Here is a 26,620-nt window from a genome sequence, read left to right as displayed (position 1 = left end):
CGTGGAGACAGAGGAGTTCCTGCTGGTCCGCGAGCTGCTGCGGTCCTTCGCGACACGGCACCGGATGGGCTCGGCCGACGACGTGAAACCCACGGCCCGCACGGCGGCGCAGGAGGCGCTCGCCGAACCGGGCCTTAACGGACTGCGCGCCACGGCGCGGCCGGTCGCCACCGTCCGGGAGTGCGCGCTGCTCGCCGAGGAGCACGGCGCCCAGCCGCTGACCACGTCCCTGATGGGTACGATCCTGCTGGCGCCCGAGCTGATCCGCCTGGTGGGCGGGCAGGTCCTGGACGGCACACCCACGATCGCCCTCGCGCCCGACCTGCGCTTCCCTTCCGCCGACCCCGGCGACCGGCGCGCGGGCCTCACCCTGCTGGTGGTGGAGGACGGCATGCCCGGGTTCACGCGCGGCAGGGTGCTGGACAAGTTGGGCATCAAGACGCAGGACACCGTGGAGCCGGCCTTCGACGACGTACGGGTGCCGGTCGCCAACCGGCTCGGCGAGGAGGGTGCCGCCTTCGGCTACCTGGGCCACAACCTGCCGCAGGAACGGATCACCGTCGCGGTGGGGTCGGTGGCGCAGACGCGGGCGGCGCTCGACACGACGATCGGGTACGTGAAGGAGCGGAAGGCGTTCGGGCGGACGGTCGCCTCCTTCCAGAACACGAAGTTCGAACTGGCCTCCGTGGCAGCGGAGTTGGAAGCGGCTCAGACCATGCTCGACCGCGCCGTCCTCGAACTCGTCGACGGGCGGCTGTCCGGCGCCGACGCGGCGAAGGTCAAACTCTTCTGCACCGAGACCCAGGCCCGCGCCGTCGACCGGTGTCTTCAACTCTTCGGCGGATACGGCTACATGCTGGAGTACCCGATCGCCCGGCTGTACGCGGACGCGCGCATCACCCGTATCTACGCCGGGACGAGCGAGGTCATGAAGGTCGTCATCGCCAAGTCCTTGGGGTTGTGAGACATGGGGACGGCGAGACAGGGAGGACGGTGCGGCATGGAGGACGGTGCGGCATGGAGGACTTCTCGGGTCGGCCCGGTGTCGCGTTCGTCGCGGGGGGAACGGGCGGCATCGGCTCCGCGATCGTACGGACGCTGGCGGCACGCGGCAGCGCGGCGGTGTTCACCTACCGGGCCCGGCGGGAGGCGGCGCAGGCCCTCGCCGACGAGGTGAAGGGAGCCGTGCCGCTCGCGCTGGACCTGACCGACGAGGCGGCCACGGCCCGGGCGGTGACCGCGAGCGCCGAGGCGTACGGCGGCATCCACACACTCGTGTACGCGGCCGGTCCGCATGTGCCGATGCGGCATCTGAGCCGGGTGTCGCCTGCCGAGTACCGGGCCCAACTCGAGGCGGACGCCGTGGCGTTCTTCAACCTCGCGCATCCCGCGCTGCCCGTCCTGCGCCGGAGCCGGGGCGGCATCGTCGCGGTCACCACCGTCGCCACCCGGCGCTTCCCGGTGCGCGACGGGCTCTCCTCGGGCGCGAAGGGAGCCGTCGAGGCGGTCGCCCGCGCCCTGGCCGCCGAGGAGGGACGCTACGGGGTCCGCGTCAACTGTGTCGCGCCCGGCATGCTCACCGACGGCATCGCGGGCCGGCTGATCGATTCGGGCGAGCTGAACGACGAGGCCCTCGCCGTCACCCGGCGCAACATCCCGCTGCGCCGGTTCGGGGAGGCGGCGGACATCGCGGAAGCGGTGTCCTTCCTCGCCTCGGACCGGGCCGGGTTCATCACGGGACAGTCGCTGGGGGTGGACGGCGGCTACAGCGTGTGAAGCGGACGGCCCCCGACGTAGGCGGCCCGCACGACGTCCGCCGACAGCACGTCCAGCGCCTCACGCAGGGGGACGTGGAGCAGACACAGGTCGGCGACGGCGCCGATCTCCAGCCTCCGTATGTCCGCGGGCTGTTCCGGGCGGCCGAGGAACATCTTCAGCGCGGCCTCGGGGGTGACGGCCTCCCCGTCGTCCCGCTCCACCGCGGCCCGCATCACCGCCCACGGGTCATGGGTGCCGTACGGCGCGTCCGTGCCCGCGGCGACCGGGACGCCCGCGTCGGCCAGACTCCGGCAGCGGTACAGGTGCGGCCGGTCGTCGGGGTGGACGTCGGTGGCGTAGGCCTGCGCGCGTTCCACGGGGAAGTGCGGCTGGGTCACCACGGTCACACCGAGCCGCCGGATCCAGTCGACCGTCTCCGCCGGGACGACGGCCCCGTGCTCGATCCGGTCGCCGGCGACCGGGCCTGCCTCGTCCAGGGCGAGCAGGGTCACGAGCAGCTGCACCCGGGTCACACAGTGGACGGCGACCGGCCGGGGGCGCAACCGGGCGACGGTGGCGGCGAGTTCGGCCGGGGTGGGGAGGGCCGGATCGTCGAGCATGAGCTTCACCGGCGGGTCGACGCCCATCACGACGAGCCGCTGGGGCAGCACCGACAGGGCCTGGGTCAGGCCGTGCCCGGGGTGGGGGTCGGCGTTGGTGAATCCGGTGACCCCGAGCCGGGCCGCGCGCCGCCCGACCCCTTCCAGATCGAGGTGTACGCGGGGGACGAGATGCCGCAACCGCTCGTCCTCCCGCCAGAAACGCCCGTCGCCGTCGCCGTCATCGTGCCCGTCGAGCCCCGTCGCGCGCAGTGCGGCGCTGTTCAGGAACCACATCGCGCCGCTCCGATGCTGGACGCGCACCGGGCGGTCGGCGGCCACGGCGTCCAGCACCCACCGGTCGAGCTCCCCGGCGACGCTCTCGTGGTAGCCGACGGCCCGCACCCACTCCCCCGGGGCGCCGCCGCGCAACGCCGCCGCAAGCCCCGCGCGGCCTCGCACGTCGGCGGGACCGACCCGTACCGAGGCCGCCTCGGCAGCCAGGGCGGCCAGATGTACGTGGTGGTCGTGCAGACCCGGCAGCAGTGCGGCGCCCCGCCCGTCCACGTCGACCGGCCCGGCCAGTCGCCGTCCGATCCCCACCACCCGCCCGCCCTCGACGCGCACGTCGACCCGCCCCCGGCCCGCCACCTCCACGTCCCGGATCAGCACGGCCGCACCCGGGCGCGAGCGCGTGCCGAGACACGGACGACCGTGAGCGTGCCCCGCGCCCCCGACGCCCGGTCGGCGCCCGCAGCCCCGAGGAGGGCCGGCTCGGCGTGCGGCGCCGCCGTGCCGTCGGGGCGGGCCAGGCTGACGGCGGCCCAGCCGTCGGCGGTGGCGAGCGGTCGCCAGGAGCCGCCCGCCGAGGTGCGGCCGGGCGGGGCGAGACCGGTTGGGCGCGCCCGCGGGAAGAGGGCGGTGGGCAGGTCGACGGGGACGCCGGTGAGGGCGGTGAGGGCGGTGAGGGCGGTGAGGACGGTGAAGTCGCGCACGGCGGCGGGGAGGGGGGCGAGGCGCCGCGCCGCGGTCTCCGTCCAACGATCTTCGATCCAACGATCTTCGAGAGCGGCATTCTTCATTCGGCGAACACCCTTCTCCCCCGGGGGTCAGGCAACATTACACTCCGTGGTCGTGGAGCCGCCGTTCCCGCTGGTCGACCGCGACGGCGCCGGAGCCGGTGCGCCCCCGGCGACAATCCGCGTCCTAGTGGGGAGTGGCGGCCGCACCCCGGCCCGCCTCCCGGTGGTTCGACGCGCTGCCGACCGCCGTCCCCGATGCGGCGCGGCCGTGGGTGGGGTGCACGAATCACCGGGTGCGCGTGGGCACGGAGTCCGGCGGCGCTGCTCCAGCGGTGCGCTCCGAAGGTGAACGCCCACCTGTACGGGGCCCGCGTGGGTGCGGGCGTCGCCGGCGGCGTTCGCGGGGCGGGCGAGAGAGAGGGGAAGGGAGAGGAGGAGGGAACCAGGCGCAGGACCGACCGTCAGCGTCGCCTCGTCCTGCGGGCGCGTACCGGTGCCGTCGAGCTCCGTACCCGCAACTCGACCGCCAGGCCGGTCGGTCGGGGCGGGGGTGGCCGGTTCTCGATGGTCGCGGTGAGGACGGCCACGGCATGATCGGTGACGGCTGCGAAGTCCTGGCGGAGAGTGGTCAGCGGTGGGGAGAGGTAGGCCGCCGCGGGGATGTCGTCGAAGCCGACCACGCTGACGTCGTGCGGCACGGTCAGGCCGACCTCGACGAAGGCCCGGACCAGACCGATCGCCATCTCGTCGTTGGCGGCGAACACCGCGGTGACGTCCGGGAGTCGGGCGAGCTCCCGGCCCGCCGCGTATCCGGAGGCGGGGGTCCAGTCGCCGTCGGCGGGCAGCGGCGGCTCGGGGGCGCCCGCGGCGGCCAGCGCCTCGCGCCAGCCCCGTACCCGGTCGCGGGCGCTGAACCAGTCCTGCGGGCCGGGGACGTGCCACACGGTGCGGTGGCCGAGGGCGAGCAGGTGCTCGGTGGCCATCCGGGCTGCGGCGACCCCGTCGGCCTGGACGACGGCGCTGCGGCCGGCCGCCGTGTCGACCGGGGCGCACAGGCCGACGACCGGCAGGTCGGTGTTCAGACGGGTCGGTTTGCCGACGTCGATCGGCTCGACGAGGACGACGCCGTCGACGCCCTGCTCCAGGAGCGACTCGGCGGCGACGTCACTCCCCCGGCCCTCGGAGGTGGTCGCCAGCGCGAACGCGTACCCGGCCCGTTGCACGGCCTTCTCCAGACCGAAGAGCAGGGAGGTCGGGCCGTGCAGCGCGGAGCCGAGGGAGACGACGCCGATCCTGCGGTAGCGGCCCAGCAGGAGGGCGCGGGCGGCGGTGTTGGGGCGGTAGTCCAGTTCACGGATGACCCGCAGGACGCGGTCGCGCACCCCGGGGCTGACGTGCGGCTCGCCGTTGACGACCCGCGACACCGTCTTCTGCGAGACGCCGGCCGCGCGGGCGACCTCCGTCATCCCGGGTCCGCGACGGGGCCTGCTCGACGACATGACGTGCTCCGGTCGGGTCGGTGACCACGCAGTCAAGCCGGTCGACGACCTCCCGAGGACCGGCTTGACTACGTAGTCATTCCAGTCTTCGCGGCAGCCCGGCCCGCGTCAAGACCCGTCTCACGGGACGACTCGACAAACTCTTCCGGTCACTCCACAGCCGACACGCAGAATTTTCCCATCCACCCGCACCACGCCGGGAATGCGCGTTCCGATTCGGACATGCGGTCCAAAGGAACCCATTTCTTGCGGTCGTTCATGTTTCTACCGTGTGAGTAGAGGGTGAACGGGACAGCGCCGGAAAGGAATTCAACCGTTTTCCTACGCCCTGGTCCTCGTCCACGACTGACCGAATCATTGCGGCTGGATACCAGCCGATCGTTCGATCGTTGACCAGTGAGTAACAAGCGCACTACCTTTCAACGCGTTTCGAGCACGCGCTTGAGAACGGTGTTCCGCGGTAGACCTCTCCCCGCCGGAATCCGGTGAGCCGCCTTTGCTGTCCCGAACCCCCCACCGTGCAGTCTCACCCTTGATTCGGAGAATCATGACGTCCGCTGTGCGTTCCGAGGACATGATCATCGGCATCACTCCTTTCGGCGAACCCGATGCCGGGCTCGCCCTGGCGGTCGGCCGGGCCGGCGGGCTCGGCGTACTCGACCTGGGGTCCGGCGGCCCAAGAGCCCGCGAGGCCCTCGCCCGCCTGCGCCGCGCGTCTTCGGGCAGCTTCGCCGTCCGGGTCGGCGCGCACTGCCGGCTCACCCCCGCCGACCTGGGACCCGACGGCCCGCACACGGTCGTCCTGACCTCGGACGTCGTGCACCCCCCGACCACGGGCGCCGTGGACTGCGCCGCCGCGCCGTGGCCGGTCGCCGGCCTCGCGGCACGCCACCGCGTGCTGGTCGAGGTCACCGACCTGGAGGGCGCGCGGCACGCCGTGCGCGCCGGGGCGCACGGTCTGATCGCCCGCGGCGCCGAGTGCGGTGGCCGGATCGGCGAGCTGAGCACCTTCGTGCTGCTCCAGCAGCTCCTCGCCGCGCCCGAGGTGACCCTGCCGGTGTGGGCGTGCGGCGGCATCGGCCCGCGCACGGCCGCCGCCGCGGTGGCCGGAGGGGCGGCCGGTGTCGTCCTGGACAGCCAGCTCGCGCTGCTCGCCGAGTCGGCGCTGCCCGAGCCGGCCGCCGCGGCGCTGCGCACCCTGGACGGCTCGGAGACCGTCGTCCTGGCCGGTCACCGTGTCCTGCTGCGGCGCGGCCCGGACGCCCCGCGACTCCCGCAGGACGCCGGACCGGAGGCGGTGGCGGCGCTGCTCGGCGCGCAGGACCCGCGCACCCAACTGCTCCCGGTGGGCCAGGACGGATTCCTCGCCGCCCGGTTCGCCGAGCGCTGGGGCGACGTACGGCGGACGGTGCGCGGGCTGCGGGACGCGGTCCTGGACGCCGTACGTGACGACACGGCCGTACGGGCGCTGCGGGCTCAGTCACCGATGAGCCGGGCGCTCGGGACGCGGCTGCCCGTCGCACAGGGGCCGATGACACGGGTGAGCGACGGGGCCGCGTTCGCCGCCGCGGTGGCGGCGGACGGGGCGCTGCCGTTCCTCGCCCTGGCGCTGGCCGACGGCGCGCGGACACGGGCGATGCTGGCCGAGACCCGCGGCGCGGTGGCCGGCCGGCCCTGGGGCGTGGGCGTGCTCGGCTTCGCACCGGAGGACGTGCGCACCGCCCAGCTGGAGGCCGTACGGGAGCTGCGGCCGACGCACGCGATCATCGCGGGCGGACGGCCGTCCCAGGCGCAGGCGTTGGAGCGGGAGGGCATCCGGACCTTTCTGCACGTGCCGTCGCCCGGGCTGCTGCGGCAGTTCCTGGAAGCCGGTGCACGCCGGTTCGTGTTCGAGGGCTCGGAGTGCGGCGGGCACGTCGGACCACGCGGCAGCTTCCCCCTTTGGGAGGCCCAACTGGCCGTCCTGGACGACCACTTGGACGGCGCCGACGCGAAGGACGTCGAGGTGTTCTTCGCGGGCGGGGTGCACGACGAGCGATCGGCGGCGATGGTCGCCGCGCTCGCCGCGCCGCTGACCGCGCGCGGAGCGGCCGTCGGCGTGCTGATGGGCACCGCGTACCTGTTCACCGAGGAGGCGGTGGCGCACGGCGCGATCCGGCCGCTCTTCCAGCGACAGGTCATGGACGCCGAACGCACCACGCTCCTGGAGTCGGCGCCGGGTCACGCCACACGGTGCGTGCCGAGTCCGTTCGCCGCCGGCTACCGCGACCAGGAGGCCCGGCTGCGGGCCGAGGGCGTGCCGGACCGGCGGATCTGGGAGGAGCTTGAGCGGCTCAACGTCGGCCGGCTGCGCACCGCCAGCAAGGGCGTGACACGGGACGCCGACGGCTCCCTCACCCCCGTCGACGAGCGACGCCAGCTCGCCGAGGGGATGTTCATGGCCGGAGAGGTGGCCGTACTGCGCTCGGCGACCACGACGGTCGCGGCGCTGCACGAGTCGGTGACGACGGGTGCGGTGGAGCATCTCTCGCTGCGCGCGGCCGAGTTGGGTCTGGCGAGGGAGGTGCCGGAGCCCGCGACCCCGGCCCCGCTGGACATCGCCGTCGTCGGCATGGCCTGCATGTTCCCGCAGGCGCCCGACCTGCCGACGTTCTGGGCGAACGTCGTCGGGGGCGTGGACGCGGTCGGCGAGGTCCCGGCCGACCGCTGGGACCCGGCCGTCCACCACGGCGAGTCGACCCCGTCCAAGTGGGGCGGCTTCCTGCCCCGCATCCCCTTCGACCCCCTGCGCTACGGCATCCCGCCCACGTCCCTCGGCAGCGTCGAGCCGGTGCAGCTGCTCTCGCTCGAGGCAGCCAGGCGGGCCCTGGAGGACGCCGGATACGGCGACGGGGGGCGGGAGTTCGACCGCTCCCGCACCTCCGTGGTGTTCGGCGCGGAGGCGGGCAGCGACCTGTCGAACGCCGCCACGCTGCGGGCGGTGCTGCCCTCGTACTACGGCCACGTCCCGGCGGCCCTGGACGACCAGCTCCCGCGGCTCACCGAGGACTCCTTCCCCGGCATGCTCGCCAATGTCATCTCCGGGCGGATCGCCAACCGGCTCGACCTCGGCGGCGCCAACTACACCGTCGACGCCGCCTGCGCCTCCTCGCTGGCCGCGGTGGACGTCGCCTGCAAGGAGCTGGTCGGGGGCACGTCCGACGTGGTGCTGTGCGGCGGCGCCGACCTGCACAACGGCATCAACGACTACGTCCTCTTCTCCTCCGTGCACGCCCTGTCCCCGACCGGCCGCTCCCGGGCCTTCGACGGCTCGGCGGACGGCATCGCGCTCGGCGAGGGCGTGGCCTGCGTCGTCCTCAAGCGGCTCGCGGACGCCGAACGCGACGGCGACCGGATCTACGGTGTCATCAAGGGCCTCGGCTCCTCCAGCGACGGCCGCTCCCTCGGCCTCACCGCCCCCAGGCCCGAGGGGCAGCGTTCGGCCCTGGAGCGGGCCTACCGCAACGCGGGCGTCTCCCCCGCCGACGTCGGGCTCGTCGAGGCGCACGGCACCGGGACGGTCGTCGGCGACCGCACCGAACTCCGCATCCTCAGCGAGGTGTTCGGCGAGGCCGGGGCGAAGCCGGGCGGCTGCGTGATCGGTTCGGTGAAGTCTCAGATCGGGCACACCAAGTGCGCCGCGGGACTCGCCGGCCTGATCAAGACCCTGTTGGCCCTGCACACCGGCGTCAGGCCGCCGACGCTGCACGTCGAGGCCCCCAACGCGGCCTGGGACGCGGACAGCAGCCCCTTCGCCTTCCATACCGAGGCCCGGCCCTGGGCGGCGCCCCCGGAGGAACGGGTCGCCGGGGTCAGCGCGTTCGGCTTCGGCGGCACCAACTTCCATGTGGTGCTGGGCGCTTACGCCGACGGCGTGCCGCCGGTGCGCGGACTGGACGCCTGGCCGGCCGAACTGTTCGTCTTCCGGGGGCGGGACGAGACCGCGGCCCGCCGTGCGATGGAGGACCTCCTCAAGGCCGCGCAGGCGGAGGGCGGGCCATGGCGCCTGCGGGACCTGGCGCTCGGCGCGGCGCGCCGCTCGGACGCGAGCGGGGACCCGGCGCGGGTCGCGGTCGTGGCGACGGACGTGGACGACCTCATCGGGAAGCTGCGACGGGCACTGGCCGATCCCACCGAGCACGATCCGGCGCGGGGGCTCCACCGGGCAGGGCCGGAGGATCCCGGCGACGCCAAGGTCGCCTTCCTCTTCCCCGGCCAGGGCAGTCAGCGCACCGGCATGCTCGCCGACCTGTTCGTCGCCTTCCCCGAGCTGCGCCCCTATCTGGAGCTCGGCCGCGCCCACGCCGACACCCTGTACCCGCCGACCGCCTTCGACGACGCCGTACGCGACCGGCAGCGGGCCGCGCTGACCGACACGCGCGTGGCCCAGCCGGCCCTGGGCATCGCGGGCCTCGCCGCGCACGCCGTGCTCACCGCGGCCGGGGTGCGCCCGGACATGGCCGCCGGGCACAGCTACGGCGAGCTGGTCGCCCTGTGCGCGGCCGGCGCCCTGACCCCCGAGACCCTGCTGGAACTGAGCTCGGAGCGGGCGGCGGCGATCCTCGAAGCCGCCTGGTCCGAGGGGGCCGCCGGGGCCGCCGGGTCCGCCGGGTCCGACGGGTCCGGCGGAGGGGATCCGGGGACCATGGCCGCGGTCGCGACCGGCGCCGAGGAGGTGGCGCAGGCGCTGAAGACGGCGAACGCGCCGGACTCCGTCGTCGTCGCTAACCGCAACTCGCCCACGCAGACGGTGATTTCGGGGCCGTCCGACGCCGTGGCCGAGGCCGTACGACTGCTGCGCGAGGCCGGTCTGGGGGTCAAGCGCATCCCCGTCGCCTGCGCCTTCCACAGCCCGCTGGTCGCCGGTGCCGCCGACCGGTTCGCCGGGGCGCTCGCCGCCCGCCCGGTGCACGCCCCCGAGTTCCCGGTGTGGTCCAACCGCACGGCCGCCCCGTACCCGGCCGACGCGGACGCGGTACGGGCCGAACTCGCCGCCCAGATCGGCGCGCCGGTCGCCTTCGTCGAGCAGGTCGAGGCGATGTACGAGGCCGGAGCGCGCGTCTTCGTCGAGGCCGGTCCCGGGTCGGTGCTGACGCGGCTGGTCGGGCAGATCCTCGGCGACCGTCCGCACCGCACGGTGGCCTGCGAGCCCCGGCCCGGCGGTGGACTGCGCGACTGGCTCGACGCACTGGCACGCCTCGCCGTCGCGGGGCTGCCGGTGCGCAGCGGGTGGCTGCTGCGCGGCCGGGACGCGGTGGACGCCGTCCGCACTCCCGTGCCGAAGCGGCCCGGCTGGACGGTCGACGGACAGCTGGTCCGCACCGCCTCCGGAGCCCTCCTTCCCGGTGCGCTCGCGCCGGCCCGACGAGTCGTGGACCCCGCCGAAAGGACCGTGACGACTGTGACGACGAACCCCCCGCACGGCGTCCCGTCCGACCGGGACGCGCTGATCTCCGAATTCCTGCGCACCAGCCGGGAGATGATCGCCGCCCAACGGGACGTGCTGCTCACCTACTTCGGATCCACCCCGGGCGCGCAGATCGCCCCGCCCGTGGTGGTGGCACCGCAGGTCGTCCAGGCGGTGCCCCAACTCCCCACGGCACAGACCGAGGTGGTGGCCCCGGTGCCGGAGACGGCCCCGGCGTCCGCCGCCGAGGAGCCCGCCGGGAGCACCGACGTCCAGCAGCTCGTCCTGGAGATCATCAGCGAACGCACCGGCTACCCCATCGACATGATCGAGCCCGACCTCGATCTGGAGGCGGACCTCAGCGTCGACTCCATCAAACGGGCCGAGATCGCGGGCGAGTTGGCCAGGCGCCTGGGCGCCGGGGCCGGTGCGGACCTCACGTCGATGGACGACGACGAGCTGGAGGAGCTGACGAAGGCACGCACCGCCGCCGCGGTGACCGAGTGGCTGACGGCCCGGCTGGGCGGACCGGCGCCCGTGCCCGCACCTGTACCGGCGGCCGAGGCCGGTGAGTCCGTCGCTGCCGGGGAGCCCGTACCGGCCGTGCAGGTCACGGAGGAGGTGACCGGCGAGCCGCCCCGGCGGCACGTGCTGCGGCCGGTCCCGCTCGCCGACGGGACCGCGGCGTCGGCCGAGGCCCTGACCGACCCGGCGACCGCCCTCTCCGGCACCCGCTGGACCGTCCTCGGGGACGCCCCCGAGGTCGTCGCCCGGCTGGTGTCGCACGGCGCCGACGTCACCGTGCGCGCCCGTGATCACGTCCTCACGGAGGCGGACGGGCCGGTGGACGGCGTGCTGTACCTCGGTGCTCTCCCGGCCGCCGAAGACACGCCCGTCCTGCCCGACGCATTCCCTGTCCTCAAGGCGGCCCTGACGCGCGGCCCGCGGTGGCTGCTCGCCGTCCGGAGCGCCGACGACGAGAGGCCCGACGCCCGCACCGCGGGGCTGCGCGGGCTGTTCCGGACCGTGGCGCGCGAGTATCCGCAGACCCTCGCCCGGGTCGTCGACCTCGCCGACGCCTCGCCGTCGGCCGTGGCGGACGCGGTGGTCGCGGAGGCCGTCGCACCGGACCGCACCCCGGTCGTGCTGCGGACGGCGGCGGGCCGGCACGGCTTCGAGCTGGTGGAGGCGCCGCTCGGCGCGCTCGGCAGCACGGGCGCCGGTCCGGCCGGGGACGGCGCGGCGGAGGCCGCCGCGCTCGGACTGGACCGGGACTCGGTCGTGCTGCTGGCGGGCGGCGCGCGGGGCATCACCGCGCAGTTCGCCGCCGCGCTCGCCGGTGCCGCCCACTGTCGTCTGGAACTGCTCGGCCGTACCCCCGCCCCGGACGGCCCCGAGGACGCGGACACCGCGGCCGCGCGCACCCCGGCCGAGCTGCGCGCCGCGCTGGCCGCCCGCGGCGGTCTGAAGCCGGCCGAGATCAACCGTGCCGCCGAACTCGTCCTGGCCCAGCGGGAGATCACGGCGACGCTGAGCGAGCTCACCGCGCTGGGCAGCCGCGTGCGCTACCGCTCCGTCGACTTCCGGGAGACCGAGGCGGTGCTCCAGGCGGTGAAGGAGATCCACGCCGAGCACGGCCGGCTCGACGGGGTGGTCCACGCGGCCGGTGTGATCGAGGACCGGCTGGTCGCCGAGAAGACCGCCGAGTCCTTCCAGCGGGTCTTCGGCACGAAGGCGACCGGCGCGGACGCCCTGCTCACCGCGCTGGAGGAACTGCCCGCCGCACCCGCGTTCACCGTGCTGTTCGGCTCGATCTCCGCGGTCCTGGGCAACCGGGGCCAGGTGGACTACGCCGCCGCCAACGACGCGCTGGAGACCCTCGGCGCGGCCTTCGCCGCCCGCACCGGGCACCGTGCGGTGACCGTGCACTGGGGTCCGTGGGCGCCTGCGGCCGGTCACGGAGGCATGGTCGGGGTGGAGCTGGCCCGCGAGTACGCCCGGCGCGGCATCCGGCTGATCGATCCCGAGGAGGGGACCGCGGCGCTGCTGCGGGAGCTCGCCTGGGGCGAGGAGTCGGCCACCGCCGTCGTCTACACCGCCTCGGGCTGGTGACGGCCGCGGTGACGTCACCCCGACCGGTCGACCGACCGGGTGGGGTGACGGCCCGTCATGTTCCCGTCGCCATCGTCGGGATGGCGGTGCTGCTGCCGGGCGCGGCCGACCTGGACGCGTACTGGCGGAACCTGCGGGACGGCGTGGACGCGATCGGCGAGGTGCCGGAAGGTCGCTGGGACGCCGCGTACTACCGTCCCGGCAGCGCGTCCGACCCGGCCGTCGCGGACCGGGTGTACGCGCGGCGGGGCGGGTTCGTGGACGGGCTGGCGGAGGTGGAGGTCACCCGGTTCGGGATCATGCCGAACTCGGTGGCCGGCACCGAGCCCGACCAGCTCATCGCCCTGCACGTGGCCTCGGCCGCCCTCGACGACGCGGGCGGCACCGACCGCCTCCCCGACCGCGGGCGCGTCGGCGTCGTCCTCGGCCGGGGCGGCTACCTCACCCCCGGTCTGGTCCGGCTGGACCAGCGGGTCCGCACGGCGGGCCAACTCGTGCACACGCTGGGCGAGTTGCTGCCGGACCTGACAGGCGATCAACTCGACCGGGTACGGGCGGCGTTCACCGAGCGGCTCGGTCCGGACAGTCCCGAGTCGGCGATCGGTCTGGTGCCCAATCTCGCCGCCTCCCGGGTCGCCAACCGGCTGGACCTGCGCGGGCCGGCGTACACCGTGGACGCGGCCTGCGCCTCGTCACTGGTCGCCGTGGACCAGGCGGTGGGCGAACTCGCCTCCGGGCGCTGCGACCTGATGCTCGCCGGGGGCGTCCACCACTGCCACGACATCACGCTGTGGAGCGTCTTCTCCCAGCTGCGCGCCCTCTCCCCGAGCCAGCGCATCCGCCCCTTCCACCGGGACGCCGACGGCATCCTGATCGGTGAGGGGACGGGCGTCGTCGTCCTCAAGCGGCTGGCGGACGCCGAGCGCGACGGCGACCGGGTCTACGCCGTGATCCGGGGCACCGGGGTGGCCAGCGACGGCCGGGCGGCCGGGCTGGTCAACCCCGACCCGGGTGGTCAGACGCAGGCGGTGCGGCAGGCGTGGCGGGCCGCCGGGCTCGACCCGGCCGAGCCCGGCTCGATCGGTCTGCTGGAGGCCCACGGCACCGCGACCCCGGCGGGTGACGGCGCCGAACTGACCACGCTGGCCGAGGTGTTCGGTCCCGGCGACGGTGAAGCGGTCCTGGGGTCGGTCAAGTCGATGATCGGGCACACCATGCCCGCCGCCGGGGTCGCCGGCCTGGTCAAGGCCGCGCTCGCCGTCCACCACCGCACCCTGCTCCCGACACTGCACTGCGACGACCCGCACCCCGCCCTGGCCCGCACCCGCTTCCGCACCCTGGAGAAGGCCACCGACTGGGAGACCACCGCCGGCCGGCCCGTGCGCAGGGCCGCCGTCAACGCGTTCGGGTTCGGCGGGATCAACGCGCACGTGGTGCTGGAGGAGGCGCCGGGCGCCCGCGGGACCCGCGCGAGCGCCCCGGCCCGTCCGGTCCTGGAGGTCGCCGAACCCGAGCGGGTCCTGCTGCTGGCCTCCGATTCCCCGACGCGCCTCGCCGCCCTCCTGGACGCCGAAGACGACACCGTACGGGCCGCCGGACTCGACCCCGCCCACCCGCACCCGGACGCCGGCCCGGCCCGTCTCGGCATCGTCGACCCGACCGCCAAGCGACTCGCCCTGGCCCGCCGCGCGGTCGCGGGGCAACGTGCGTGGCACGGCCGCAGCGACGTCTGGTTCCGGCCGAGCCCCCTGCTGGGCGCCGGCCACGGCAAGCTGGCGTTCCTGTTCCCCGGGCTGGAGGGCGACTTCACTCCCCAGGTCGACGACGTGGCCGCCCACTTCGGCCTGCCCACCCTCTCGGTCGACGGGGACCGCACCGGCGACGTGGGCCGGCACGGCTTCGGTGTCGTCGCCGTCGGTCGTCTCCTCGACACCGCGCTGCGCCGCAGTGGCATCGTGCCGGACGCGGTCGCCGGGCACAGCGTGGGCGAGTGGACGGCGATGGCGGCGGCCGGGCTCTACGGAGGGGAGGAGGTCGACGCGTTCATGGCGGGCTTCGACCCGGACTCGGTGACGGTCCCCGGGCTCGCCTTCGGTGCGATCGGCGCGTCCGCCGAGCGCGTCCTGGCCGCCCTGGGCGAGGAGGACCGGGCCGGGGCGGGCCTCGTGCTCTCGCACGACAACGCGCCCGGCCAGTCGATGGTGTGCGGCCCGCAGGCCGCGGTGGACGACTTCGTGCGGGCCTTCCGCGCCCAAGGCGTCCTCAGCCAGGTGCTGCCGTTCCGGTCGGGCTTCCACACGCCGATGCTCCAGCCCCATCTCGGCCCCATCAAGGAGGCCGCCGACCGGTTCCGGCTGCATCGGCCGCACACCCCGGTCTGGTCGGGGACGACCGCCGCGCCGTTCCCCTCGGACGAGGCGGGGATACGGTCCCTGTTCCTGAGGCACCTGCTGGAACCCGTCCGCTTCCGGCAGTTGGCCGAGGCCCTGTACGCGGCCGGCCACCGGGTGTACGTCCAGGTCGGCCCCGGTCAGCTCGGCTCCCTCGTCGGCGACACCCTGGGCGGCCACGACCACCTGGTCGTCGCGGCCAACTCGCCCCACCGCACGGGACTCGCCCAGCTCCGCCGGGTGGCCACCGCGCTGTGGGCGGCGGGGGCCGCGGTGGCGCCCTCCCTGACGCCCGTCGAGGCCGCGAAGGCCCAACGTCCGTCGGTACGACTGGACTTGGGCGGATCCCTGGTGTCCCTCGCCGCCCAGCGGCTCACCGAACTGCGGGCCGAGTTGCGCACCGCCCCCGCCCGTACGACGAGCCCCGGCGGAGATTCGCCGCTGGACGCCCTCGTCGAACGCTCGCCGATGGCAGCCGAGCTGAGCGCCCTGCTCCGCGAGACGGCGGACACGGCCGCCGCCCTCATGACCACGAGGCCCGCGACTCCCCTGCCCCGACGACAGACCGGCCCCAGGCACAGCACCGTGCGTGTCTCCCCCGACACCATGCCCCACCTCCTGGACCACTGCTTCTTCCCCCAGCGGCCCGGTTGGCCCGACGTCGCCGACCGGTGGCCTGTCGTCCCGGCGACGACGATCGTGCAGCACATCATGGACGCGGCGGTGGACGCGGCTCAGGAGCCGGCCCCCGGCAGGGTGCCGGTCGCCGTGCACGGCGCGCGGTTCGAGGAGTGGCTCACCGCCACCCCCGCCGTCGACGTGCCGGTGACCGCGACCCCCGAGGCCCCGGACCGTCTCGCCGTCTCCTTCGGCCCCCGGGCCCGCGCCACGGTGGAGCTCGCCACGGCGTACCCTGCCCGGTCCCCCGCCCCCTGGCCCACCGACCCCGGCACCGAGCGCACCCCGGAGCACACCGCCGCCCAGCTCTACGACGAGCGCTGGATGTTCCACGGCCCGGCGTTCCGGGGCGTCACCGAGCTCACCTCGATCGGCGACCGCCATGTTCGCGGTGTCATCACGACCCCGCCCGCGCCGGGCGCGCTGCTGGACAACGTCGGCCAGATCCTCGGCTACTGGATCATGGCGACCCGCACGGAACGGACGGTCGTGTTCCCGGTCGGGATGCGGGAGATGCGCTTCCACGGGCCGCATCCGGCGCCGGGGACCGAGGTGGGCTGCCTGGTGCGGATCACGAACCTCACCGACTCGTTCCTGGAGGCCGACGTCCAGCTGACGGTCGGGGGCACGGTGTGGGCGGAGCTGTACGGCTGGCAGGACCGCCGCTTCGACAACGACCCCACGACCCGGCCCGTCGAGCGCTTCCCGGAGCTCAACACCCTGTCCGAGGCCCGGCCGGGCGGCTGGCAGCTGCTGCACGAGCGGTGGCCGGACCTGGCGTCCCGCGAGCTGATCATGCGCAACTCCCTGGGCGGCGCGGAGCGTGCGCAGTACGCGGAGCACGCGCCGCGCGGGCGCCGACAGTGGCTGCTGGGCCGGATCGCGGCCAAGGACGCGGTCCGGCGGTGGCTGTGGGACCAGGGCGAAGGCCCGGTCTTCCCGGCGGAGCTGCGGGTGCGCAACGACGGGGCGGGCCGCCCGTACGTCACCGGCGTGCACGGCCGTGTCCTGCCCGCGCTGGACGTCTCGCTGGCCCACTGCGCGGAGGCGGGCGTCGCAATCGTCCGGCCGCACACGCCGGGCCCGGGCCCCGGGATCGACATCGAGGAGGTCACCGACCGCACCCCGCAGACCCTCGCCGCCGCTCTCGGCGCGGACGAACTCGCTCTGCTGCACGGCCTGTTGGAACAGACCGGGGATTCCGAGGCCCTGTGGTTCGCCCGCTTCTGGGCGGCGAAGGAGGCCGTCGCGAAGGCGGAGGGCACCGGATTCGGCGGCAGGCCACGGGACTTCACGGTGTTCGACGCGACCCCGGCCGGCGACCGGCTGACCGTCGCGGGCCGCCTGGAACGCGCCTACGTCGTGCACTGCGCCTCGGCCGCCAACCCGCCCCGGTTGCCGGACCGTTCGTACGTAGTGGCTTGGACGACGGGACACACGACCCCTAAGGAGTACGACGCCCGATGACTTCCCCCACCCCCCACACCCCCGTCACCGCCGACGAGGAGTCCGTCCTCGCCGACCTCACCGGCATGCTCGCGCGGCTCCTGGAGGACGAGTACGGCCTCGACGACGTCGAGATCGGCATGACGACGACCTTCAACCGTGACCTGGAGCTGGAGAGCATCGACCTGGTCACCCTGGCCGGTCTGCTCCAGGAGCGGTACGGCGACCGGGTCAACTTCGCCGAGTTCCTGGCCGGCATGGAGTTCGACGAGATCATCGAACTGACCGTCGGCCGACTCGTCGAGTACGTCGTGACGAGCCTGAAGGACGCGGGGGCGAGCTGAGTCATGGCGATGGTCGACACCGGCGCCGTCCGGTTGCACGTACAGCGGATCGGCCCCCGGGAGGGCCGGCCGGCCACCGCCACCGTGGTGCTGGTGCACGGTCTGCTCACCGACAGCCTGGCCAGCTACTACTTCACCGTCGCGCCCGCGTTCGCGGCCGCCGGCCTCGACGTCGTCATGTACGACCTGCGCGGGCACGGACGCAGCGAACGCCCCGCCGACGGCTACACCGTGGACGACAACGTCGACGACCTGGAGGCGCTGCTCGACCGGCTGGCGGTGACCGGCCCGGTGCACCTGGTCGGCAACTCCTTCGGCGGCACGATCGCGTTCGGCTACGCGGCCCGGCACCCGGAGCGGGCGGCGAGCGTCAGCCTCGTCGAGTCCGAACCGGCCACCGCCGCCTGGGCGGTGAAGCTCGGTGGGATCCTGGACCGGGTCGTGACCCAGCTCGCGTACAACGAGCCGGACGCGATCCGCTGGATCACCGCGAACCGCAGCCACAACACAGCGCGCCTGGCCAAGGGCGCGGCCCGGCTCGCCCGCGAGACCAGCCTGGGCCGGGACATCCCGGCCAGCCAGGTCCTGACGGACGATCAGATAGCGGCGGTGCGCTGCCCGGTGCTGGGCCTGTACGGCGGCGACTCCGATCTCGCCGCACTCGCGCCCTGGCTCGAGGCGGTGCTGCCGGACTGCCGGACGGTGGTGATCCCGGGGCACGAGCACTCGGTCCTCGTGGAGGCCTCGGGGACGGTCGGCGGGCACATCCTGTCGCTCGTCGACGAGACCGGGCGGGTGGCGGCGGAGGCGGCCGGATGAGCCGGTTCCTCTTCGTCGTACCGCCGTTGGTCGGGCACATCAACCCGATCGTCGGCGTCGCCGCCGAACTCACCGCGCGCGGGCACCTGGTGGCATGGGCCTGTCCCGATCCGGAGCTGGTGGGACGGCTCGCGGGTTCCGGGGCCGGAGCTGTCTTCGCGTGCGGCGAGGCCCCCCAGGGTGAGCGGCCCGCCGACCTGCGCGGTCCGCAGGCGCTGAAGTTCCTGTGGGAGTGGTACTTGCTGCCGCTGGCGGAGGCGATGGCGCCGGGGGTGCGGGCGGCCGTCGAGACGTTCCGGCCGGACGTGGTCGTCGCCGACCAGCAGGCCTTCGCCGGGGCGCTGGTCGCGGAGCGGCTGGGTCTGCCGTGGGCGACCTCGGCGACCACGTCGGCCGAGTTCACCGACCCCCTCTCCGGGCTGCCCAAGGTCAGGGAGTGGCTGGAGGAGCGGCTGGCCGAACTCCGGGCCGCCGTCGGGGATCCGGCGGGCACCGCCGACCCCCGCTTCTCCCCGCATCTCGTCCTCGCCTTCAGCACACCGGAGTTGGCGGGTCACTCGCGTGACGGGGTCCGCTGGGTCGGACCGTCGATCGCGGCGCGCCCGTCCGCCGCCGGCTTCCCCTGGGAGTGGCTCGACCCCGGCCGCGCCACCGTGCTCATCACGCTCGGCACCGCGAACACCGATGTCGGCGGCCGGTTCCTTCAGGAGTGCCGGAGCGCGCTGCGGGAGCGGGCCGACCGGGTACAGGGCGTGATCGTCGACCCGGGCGGCACGCTGGAGCCGCGCGGCGACGACAAGGACGTACTGGTCGTGCCGTCCGTTCCCCAACTCGCGCTGCTGGAAAGGGGAGTCGGCGCCGTTGTCTGCCACGCCGGGCACAACAGCGTGTGCGAGGCCCTGTGGCACGGCGTTCCGCTCGTCGTGGCTCCCATCCGCGACGACCAGCCGGTCGTCGCCGGGCAGGTCGCGGACGCGGGGGCGGGGGTGCGGGTCCGGTTCGGCCGGGTCACCGCGCGGAAACTGGGCACGGCCCTCGACTCCGTCCTGGACGACCCCGCCCACCGCGCGGCGGCCGGCCGGATCCGTACGGCGTTCCGTGCCGCGGGCGGCGCCTCCGCCGCAGCGGCCCATCTCGACGAACTGGCCAGGGAGTTCAGATGAGCCAAGAGAGCCAAGAGAGCGAGCCCGCCGGAACCCGCGAGCGGATCGCCGCGCTGCGCCCCGCCTACCAGGCGGACATCGCGGCCGGCCCGGACCGCTTCTTCGAGCCCCGGAGCACCTCCTGCCCCTGGTGCGGCTCGGACGAACTGACCACCCGGCTGCGCACCACCGACCTGCTCCAGCACAAACCGGGCCGCTTCGTCCTGGACCGCTGCGAGGCCTGCGGGCACACCTTCCAGAACCCCCGGCTCAGCGCGGAGGGCCTGGAGTTCTACTACCGGGACTTCTACGACGGGCTGGGCGAGAAGAAGCTCGGCGACACCTTCGGGGGCCGTACGAAGATGTACCGGGGGCGGGCCGAGTCGATGCTGCCGCACGACCCCGAGCCGAAGACCTGGCTGGACGTCGGCACCGGGCACGGTCACTTCTGCGCGGCCGCCCGGGAGGTGCTGCCCGGGACGACGTTCGACGGGCTCGACTTCACCGACGGCGTCGAACTCGCCGAACGGGAGGGGCGGGTGGAGCACGGGTACCGGGGCAGCTTCCCCGACCTCGCGCCCGAACTGGCCGCCCGCTACGACGTGGTGAGCATGTTCCACTACCTGGAGCACAGCACCGATCCCGACCGTGAGCTGCGCGCCGCCCGGGAGGCGGTCCGTCCCGGCGGCCATCTGCTCATCGAGGTGCCCGACCCCGAGAGCCGCTACGCCCGGCTGCTCGGCCGCTGGTGGCTGCCCTGGCTCCAGCCGCAGCACCTGCACTTCGTACCGGTGGCCAACCTGCGGGAACGGCTCGCGAGGCTGGGCTTCACGGTGGTCGCGGAGCAGCACGCCGAGCCGCACGACCCGGTCGACCTGCTGGCCGCCGTCTGGCTGGCGCTGGACCACGCGGCGCCCCGCGACGACGCGCCCTGGCTGCCCGAACGGCCGGGCGCGCTGCGCCGCACGCTGCGCGCGGCCCTGCTCGTCGCCGGGATTCCGGCGCTGATCGCGGGCACCCTGCTCGACCGGTTCGCGGTGCGGCCGCTGTCGCACCGGCTGGGCGTGTCCAACGCGTACCGGATCGTGGCCAGACGCGACTGACGGGTGGGTGCGCCCGCGGGGACCGCCGTGTTAGCTTCGCTCCATTCCCATCAACAGGAATCCTGGCGATGGACGGTACGGCTCGAGGAACGGAACCCGCATGTCCATCATGGCCAGACCCGCGGTGGCCGCTCGCGCCGCCAAGGCGCTGCAGGGCCTCACCCGGCTGTCGAGCCGACGCTCCGGAGGCCCCGGCTCCGCGGCCGCCTGGCAGTCCCGCTTCCCTGAATACCCGCACGACGTACGGGAGTTGACGATCCCGACCTCGGTCGCCCCGGCCCCGGTCACGGTGTACGCGCCCCCGGCCGGGACGGCGACGCGTCCGCCCGTGCACGTCAACTTCCACGGCGGCGGCTTTGTCATCTCGGCCCCGGAAGTGGACGACGCGCTGTGCCGGCTCCTCGCCGTGGAGGCAGGAGTGGTCGTGGTCAACGTCAAGTACGTCGTCGCCCCGCAGCACCCGTTCCCGGCGCCGACCACACAGGCGTACGACGTCGTCCGGTGGGTCGCGGCGCACGGCGCCGAGCAGGGCTGGGAGGGCGGGCGGCTCACCGTGGGCGGGCAGAGCGCGGGCGGCGCGCTCGCCGCGGCCGTGGCCCGGCAGGCCCTGGAGCAGGGCGGGCCGCCGATCGCGCTGCAGGTACTGCACTATCCCCCGCTGGATCTCGCGACACCGGCCAAGGACAAGAAGGCGACCGTCGCCAAGCCCATGCTGCGCCCCTGGATGGGGGAGATCTTCGACTCCTCCTATGTGCCGGATCCCCGTGAGCGCGCCCACCGGCTCGTCTCGCCCGCGGGCGCCGCGGACACCGCCGATCTCAAGGGCATCGCCCCGGCGCTGGTGATCACGGCCCACCAGGACCGGCTCAGGAACGAGGCGACGCGGTACGCCGAGCGGCTGGACACGGCAGGTGCCCTCGTCGAGCTCCACGACGTCGGCGGAGCCGACCACGGCTACGACACGAAGGACGACGAAAAGGCCCGCGCCACCTACACCCTCATCGCCCGTCACATCAGGCGGGCGACCGACGCCGAGGTCTCCGGCGCGTCGTGAGGGGCGCGGGCGCGCGTGTGACGCGCGCGTTCAGCGCACCGACGCCGTGGCCGCCTCCGCGACGATCTCGGCGACCGCGGCCGGCTGCTCGACGAGAAGGAGGTGCCCCGCGTCCGCGACGGTGACCATGCGGACGTGCGGACAGGCCCGCAGGTCGCGCCGCTCGTCGTCCGTCAGGCCGATCGTGTCGCGGTCACCACGCACCACCCAGGCGGGCACACCCGCCCCGCACAGCCTCGGGACCAGCGACGGATACCGGTCCAGGTAGGCGTAGTAGCCCCGTACCATCCGGCGGCAGGCAGCCGGGTCGTTGCCGCCCATGACCGCCGCCAGCGCCTCGGCGCGCCGCGGCGGCAGTTCGTGTCTCACGGCCCGGGGCAGCAGCTTGAGCATGGCCGTCCAGGCCGCGGCGCCCAGCCCGGGCACCCGGCCCACGGCGTCCAGCACGGTCAGGAACCTCGGCTCGTCGCCGCGCGAGAAGGTCGGCGACAGCAGCACCAGCGGGCCCTCGAAGAGGCCCAGCGCGGCCATCTCGATCGCCACGTTCGCGCCCAGGCTGTGCCCGACGACGGCGTCGCAACCGGCCTCGGCGGCGAAGCGCGCCATCAGCCGGGCGTAGTGCTCCATGGACACGTCCTCGGGAGCCTCTGTGTGCCCGAACCCCGGCTGGGTCACCGCGATCATCCCCAGCCCCGCCACGGCCGGCTCGGCCATGAGGTCCGCGTAGAACTCGGTGGTGCACAGCCCGCCCGGAATCATCAGCACCCGGTGCGAGGCGTTCGTGGCGCCCGCTCGGCGGACATCCCAACGCTCACCCATACCTCGAGCGTGACCCCGGACCCGCTCCACCGCACCCCGAGCGGACCGCCCCCGGACGCCGGACGCCGGCCCCGCACCCGATGTGCGGCGGCCGGCGTCCGTCGTCGTCACCGGTGGCAACCGGTGCGAGGCCCGCTCAGTGGGCGCCGACCAGCTCCTGGTCGGCGCCCTGCGGTGCCTGCTCGGAGCTGCGCAGTGCGGCGATGCCGATGAAGACCATGGACGACAGGCCGGCGATCGCGAAGGCGGTGAAGCCCCAGTCGCCGTGGTTCGCGGCGAGCAGCTGGCCACCGAGCCACGGGCCGAAGACGGCGCCGAAGCGGCCCATGCCGGAGGTCCAGCCGACGGCCGTGGCCCGGTTGTCCGCGTGGGAGCGGATGGAGACCGTCGCGTAGATCATCGTCTGGGCGCTGTTGAGGAAGACTCCCGTGAGGAAGACGACGATCATCGTCACGCTCGTCGGCATGTGGACGCTGAGCAGGAACACGCCGGCGGCCGTCAGGGCGAACCAGACCGCCGAGATGCGCGGGGCGCCGAACCGGTCGGCGGCGCGCCCGGCGACCAGCATGCCCACGATGCCGCCGAGGTTGAAGACGACCACGAAGGACAGTGCGGAGCCGAGCGCGTAGCCCTCGGCGCGCATCAGGGTGGGCAGCCAGGTGGCGACGCCGTACACGAGAAGGAGACCGCCGAAGGAGGCCAGCCAGTACAGCAGGGTCTGGGTCCGCTCACCGCCGCGGAAGAGGTCCCGCAGCGCGTTCCAGCGGTCGGCCGCGCCCTGCTTGCCGGACTTGGCGGCGGGCAGTTCGACGTCGTGGCGGGCGGCCAGTTCACGGGCCTCCTCGATGCGGCCCCTGGCGACGAGGAAGCTCAGCGACTCGGGCAGCAGCTTGGCGAGCACCGGCGCGAAGAGCAGCGGCAGCACGCACACCCAGAAGGCGGCACGCCAGCCGACCGGGTCGATGAGCCACTTGGCGACGTAGGCGGAGAGGATGCCGCCGGCGTGGTGGGCGGTCATCAGCAGGCCGATGACGATCGCGCCGCGGCCACGCGGGGCGTAGTCGGAGACCATGCTGATCGCGGTGGGCAGCAGGCCGCCCAGGCCGACGCCCGCCAGGGTCCGGCCGAGGCCGAAGACCTCGACGCCGCCTGCTGTCGCGCAGACGCCGGAGGCGAGGGAGAAGAGGACCACGCAGCCGACCATCAGCTTCTTGCGCCCGATCCGGTCGGCGACGGTGCCCGCGGTCAGGGCGCCGACCAGCATGCCGAAGGTGGCGTAGCTGCCGAGGTCGCCGGCCGTGTCCGGGGTGAGGCCGAAGGTCTTGGTCTCCAGCAGGTGAGGCAGCACCGAGCCGTAGATGAACATGTCGAGGCCGTCGAAGAGCACGGCCAGCCAGCACAGACCGACGACCAGGAGGGCCAGTCTGCTGCCGCGGGCGGACAGGGAGCGGGAGGGGGAGGAGGACATCCTTGTTTTCCTCTCGTGCGGGCGGGGTGCCCCGACGCTAGAGACTCGGGCCGAAACTCGTCAACGTTTTTGTCAACAATCTCATCGACAGTTGAGTCCGCCGTCGGGGCGAAGGGGTGTCAGGCGACCGGTGGCGTCCCGTGGGTGTGGAACGACTCGATGGTCTTCAGCCCCCAGGCCTGGCCCTTCCTGCGCTCCTCCTCGGTCCAGGTGATCAGCGGCCAGTCGGGCGCCAGCACCAGCCGCGTGAGCGGGTTGCACAGCTCGACGCGGTTGCCGCCGGGCTCGTAGACGTACAGGAAGAACGTCTGCTGGATGGCGTGCTTGTGCGGGCCCGTCTCGATGAACACACCGCTGTCGATGGCGAGGTCGGCCGCCCGCAGGATGTCCTCGCGGGTGTCGGTCGCGAAGGCGACGTGGTGCAGCCGGCCGGCTCTGCCGGTCCAGTCCGAGGTGTAGACGACGTCGTACGACTTGTTCGTGTACGTCAGCCAGCGCGCCGCGACCGTGCCCGTGTCGAGCCGGATCTGCTCCGTGGGACGCGCGCCGAGCACCCGTTCCTGGAACTCGGAGTTGGCCAGCACGTCGGCGGCGAGGAAGTTGATGTGGTCCAGGCGCCGGACGCCCACCCCCCGGTTGGGCTTGGCCTGCGGCTGGTTCTTCAGCGCGGGTTTGAGCTCGTCGGGAGCCTGGTAGTGCTCGCTCTCCCAGTACAGCGCGTGCTCGTGGCCGTCCGGGTCGGTGGTGACGTACAGCTTGCCGAGGCCGGGTTCGTCCTCGACCCAGTGGCCGGTGCCGCCCGCCCCCTCGACCGCCTCGACACGGCGCCTGAGGGCCTCCTCACTGGAGGTGCGCAGGGCGAGCCGGCCGAGACCGGGCTGCTCGCGGGCGGTGAGCACCAGGCTGTGGTGCTCGTAGTCGTCGAAGGTCCGCAGGTGGACGGTGTCGCCGTCCTGCCCGTTGACGGTGAGCCCCAGGTAGTCGGTGAAGAAGCCGACGCTGGCATCCAGGTCCGGGGTGAAGAGCTGGACGTGGCCGATGTGGGCGATGTCGCCGAGCGGCGGAGTCATCGTTGACCTCCTTGGGGGTGCGGGGGAATCGGGGCCGTCTCGGCGGACCTGGGGAAGACGGTGCCGTCGAAGATCTTGCGGGCGGTGCGGACCACGGCGGTACGGCGGGCGGAGGGCATGCCGTCAGAGGTGGTTCCGAAGCTACTTTCGATGTCCAGGAATCCGGTGGGGTGTTCTATGCGAACTCGGTCACTGTCGGAATCAATCTGCGCAAGCTCGGCACCCACGCTGCCTTCGATCCGCAGCCCGGCGGCCACGCCGGCCGCACCGAGCACACCGATCGAGGTGTGGCAGCGCACCGGAATGAAGGTGCGGGTGGTGACCGCGCCGCCGTCACGGGGCGCGGCGAGCAGCGTGAGCTTGGGCACGGTGGCGTCCGAGACGTCGCCGAGGCCCATCAGGCGGCCCGCCTCGAGGCGGATCGTGCGGAGCCGGTCGGCGAGGGCGAGGTCCTCCTCCAGGTCCCGAGGTGACTCGTAGCCGGTGACCTTGAGGGCGGTGGCCTCGACGAGGACCGTCGGCATGCCGTTGTCCACGCAGGTCACGGGGACGCCGTCGATCACGTCCCGGACGTTCCCCGTGGGCAGCAGCGGACCCGCGCCCGGCGCGAACTCGATCAGCACGGGCGCGGCCGACCCCGGTACGCCCGATATCTCGGCGTCGCCGGTGTACCGCACCCGGCCGCCGGGCGTCGGGAAGGTCGCCGTCGCGTAGTCACCGCTGTTGACCATGCGGATACGGACGGCGGTCTCCTCCTCCCCCGCCGCGACGAGTCCGCGTTCGACGGCGAACGGGCCGATGCCCGCGAGGATGTTCCCGCAGTTCTGACGGTCACTCACCTCCGGTCGGTCCACGGCGACTTGGAGGAAGAGGTAGTCGACGTCGGCGCGTGGGTCGGCCGAGGCCGAGACCACGGCCACCTTGCTGGTGAGCGGATGCGCGCCGCCCAGGCCGTCGATCTGGCGCGGGTCCGGGCTGCCCATGACCCGCAGCAACAGCTCGTCGCGCAGGGCCGGTTCGGCGGGAAGGTCGTCGGCGAGGAAGTAGGCGCCCTTGGAGGTGCCGCCCCGCATCAGCAGACAGGGCACCTCCTCGGGTACGCCGGTCACGACGACTCCCCCGTGTACTCGTCGTACGTCCGGTACTCGACGCCGAGCCGCTTCAGGGTCTCCCGCAACCCGTAGCGGTCCAGGCCGAGTTCGCCGTCGAGGAAGGCGGCGCGGGACCTGGCCTCCTTGGCCTCGCGGGCCTCGGACGCCGCCGCGGTCGCGCGGGCGCTCTCGCGCGGGACGACCACGACACCGTCGTCGTCGGCGAGGATCACGTCGCCCGGGCGGATCACCTGGCCGTCGATCGCGACCGGCACGTTGACCGAGCCACCGGTGGCCTTGACCGTGCCTTGCGCGGAAATCGCCCGTGACCAGGCCGGGAAGTCCATCTCGCGCAGTTCCTGGGTGTCGCGGACACCGGCGTTGATGATCAGTCCGCGCACCCCGCGCCGCCGGAGCGCGGTGGCGAACAGCTCGCCGAACATGCCGTCGGTGGACGGGGAGGTGGTGGTGACGACCAGGACGTCACCCTCGCCGCACTGTTCGACGGCCGCGTGGATCATGAGGTTGTCGCCGGGCCAGCTGAGCACGGTGACGGCGGTGCCGACCATCCGTGCGCCCTGCTGGACGGGGCGGATCCCCGGTCCCAGCAGGCCGGTTCGGCCCATCGCCTCGCTCACGGTGGCCACCCCGAAGGCGGCCAGCGCGTCGACGTCCCGCTGCTCCGCCTTCGGCGGGTTGGTGACGATCACGCCGCTCATGCTTCCTCCTTCCGCGGAGCTGCGCTCCGGCTCCGCTGCGG

The 26,620-nt window shown here is 74.0% G+C and carries 17 protein-coding genes; 9 read left to right on the top strand and 8 right to left on the bottom strand.

What is annotated here, in order from left to right:
• Nucleotide 1: 1 nt before the first annotated feature.
• Both OG289_RS43135 and OG289_RS43130 read left to right on the top strand, forming a co-directional pair.
• On the top strand, nt 2–964 hold the full coding sequence (locus OG289_RS43135; RefSeq protein ID WP_327319452.1) for an acyl-CoA dehydrogenase family protein: 963 nt from the start codon (nt 2–4) through the stop codon (nt 962–964).
• A 53-nt stretch (nt 965–1,017) separates the two neighbouring features.
• The gene (locus OG289_RS43130; protein ID WP_327319451.1) at nt 1,018–1,776 is read left to right on the top strand and encodes an SDR family NAD(P)-dependent oxidoreductase; all 759 of its coding nucleotides are present in this window, start codon (nt 1,018–1,020) and stop codon (nt 1,774–1,776) included.
• On the opposite strand, the gene OG289_RS43125 is transcribed toward OG289_RS43130, so the two are convergent.
• The 3 genes from OG289_RS43125 to OG289_RS43115 form a co-directional block, all read right to left on the bottom strand.
• Complete coding sequence (locus tag OG289_RS43125; RefSeq protein WP_327319450.1) at nt 1,764–3,029, bottom strand: amidohydrolase family protein; 1,266 nt, start codon at nt 3,027–3,029, stop codon at nt 1,764–1,766. The two genes, OG289_RS43130 and OG289_RS43125, sit on opposite strands and share 13 nt — an antisense overlap.
• Nucleotides 3,023–3,439, bottom strand: a complete 417-nt coding sequence (locus OG289_RS43120; protein ID WP_327319449.1) for a hypothetical protein — start codon at nt 3,437–3,439, stop codon at nt 3,023–3,025. The genes OG289_RS43125 and OG289_RS43120 overlap by 7 nt, the downstream gene beginning before the upstream one ends.
• Before the next feature lie 401 nt (nt 3,440–3,840).
• Nucleotides 3,841–4,845, bottom strand: coding sequence for a LacI family DNA-binding transcriptional regulator (locus OG289_RS43115; RefSeq protein ID WP_327319448.1), 1,005 nt, complete (start codon nt 4,843–4,845; stop codon nt 3,841–3,843).
• Between the two features lie 580 nt (nt 4,846–5,425).
• Here OG289_RS43115 and OG289_RS43110 point away from each other — a divergent pair.
• The 7 genes from OG289_RS43110 to OG289_RS43080 all read left to right on the top strand — a co-directional run bounded on the left by OG289_RS43110 (nt 5,426) and on the right by OG289_RS43080 (nt 21,412).
• Nucleotides 5,426–12,436, top strand: coding sequence for an SDR family oxidoreductase (locus OG289_RS43110; RefSeq protein ID WP_327319447.1), 7,011 nt, complete (start codon nt 5,426–5,428; stop codon nt 12,434–12,436).
• A gap of 44 nt (nt 12,437–12,480) precedes the next feature.
• Nucleotides 12,481–16,971, top strand: a complete 4,491-nt coding sequence (locus OG289_RS43105) for a beta-ketoacyl synthase N-terminal-like domain-containing protein (protein ID WP_327320978.1) — start codon at nt 12,481–12,483, stop codon at nt 16,969–16,971.
• A complete protein-coding gene (locus OG289_RS43100; RefSeq protein ID WP_327319446.1) occupies nt 16,968–17,294 on the top strand; it encodes an acyl carrier protein in 327 nt (108 codons plus the stop codon). Before OG289_RS43105 ends, OG289_RS43100 begins: the two co-directional genes overlap by 4 nt.
• A 3-nt stretch (nt 17,295–17,297) precedes the next feature.
• A complete protein-coding gene (locus OG289_RS43095; protein WP_327319445.1) occupies nt 17,298–18,113 on the top strand; it encodes an alpha/beta fold hydrolase in 816 nt (271 codons plus the stop codon).
• Entirely contained in the window at nt 18,110–19,276 is a 1,167-nt protein-coding gene (locus tag OG289_RS43090; protein ID WP_327319444.1) for a glycosyltransferase, read from the top strand. Before OG289_RS43095 ends, OG289_RS43090 begins: the two co-directional genes overlap by 4 nt.
• Entirely contained in the window at nt 19,273–20,358 is a 1,086-nt protein-coding gene (locus tag OG289_RS43085) for a class I SAM-dependent methyltransferase (protein WP_327319443.1), read from the top strand. Before OG289_RS43090 ends, OG289_RS43085 begins: the two co-directional genes overlap by 4 nt.
• Before the next feature lie 100 nt (nt 20,359–20,458).
• Nucleotides 20,459–21,412 carry an alpha/beta hydrolase fold domain-containing protein gene (locus OG289_RS43080; RefSeq protein ID WP_327319442.1) on the top strand — a complete coding sequence of 318 codons (954 nt, stop codon included), beginning with the start codon at nt 20,459–20,461 and terminating at the stop codon, nt 21,410–21,412.
• Between the two features lie 30 nt (nt 21,413–21,442).
• On the opposite strand, the gene OG289_RS43075 is transcribed toward OG289_RS43080, so the two are convergent.
• From OG289_RS43075 to OG289_RS43055, 5 genes are all read right to left on the bottom strand, one after another.
• The gene (locus OG289_RS43075) at nt 21,443–22,231 is read right to left on the bottom strand and encodes an alpha/beta fold hydrolase (RefSeq protein ID WP_327319441.1); all 789 of its coding nucleotides are present in this window, start codon (nt 22,229–22,231) and stop codon (nt 21,443–21,445) included.
• A gap of 136 nt (nt 22,232–22,367) precedes the next feature.
• Entirely contained in the window at nt 22,368–23,699 is a 1,332-nt protein-coding gene (locus OG289_RS43070) for an MFS transporter (protein WP_327319440.1), read from the bottom strand.
• Nucleotides 23,700–23,818: 119 nt separating this feature from the next.
• Nucleotides 23,819–24,769: a VOC family protein gene (locus OG289_RS43065; protein ID WP_327319439.1), complete on the bottom strand. Its 951-nt coding sequence runs from the start codon at nt 24,767–24,769 to the stop codon at nt 23,819–23,821.
• Entirely contained in the window at nt 24,766–25,878 is a 1,113-nt protein-coding gene (locus OG289_RS43060) for a 4-oxalomesaconate tautomerase (RefSeq protein ID WP_327319438.1), read from the bottom strand. The genes OG289_RS43065 and OG289_RS43060 overlap by 4 nt, the downstream gene beginning before the upstream one ends.
• A complete protein-coding gene (locus OG289_RS43055) occupies nt 25,875–26,579 on the bottom strand; it encodes a 4-carboxy-4-hydroxy-2-oxoadipate aldolase/oxaloacetate decarboxylase (RefSeq protein ID WP_327319437.1) in 705 nt (234 codons plus the stop codon). The genes OG289_RS43060 and OG289_RS43055 overlap by 4 nt, the downstream gene beginning before the upstream one ends.
• Nucleotides 26,580–26,620 lie beyond the last annotated feature (41 nt).

The sequence above is a fragment of the Streptomyces sp. NBC_01235 genome, from assembly GCF_035989285.1.
In the GTDB taxonomy this organism is placed as follows: Bacteria; Actinomycetota; Actinomycetes; order Streptomycetales; family Streptomycetaceae; genus Streptomyces.
This window is presented reverse-complemented; position numbering and strand designations above follow the sequence as displayed.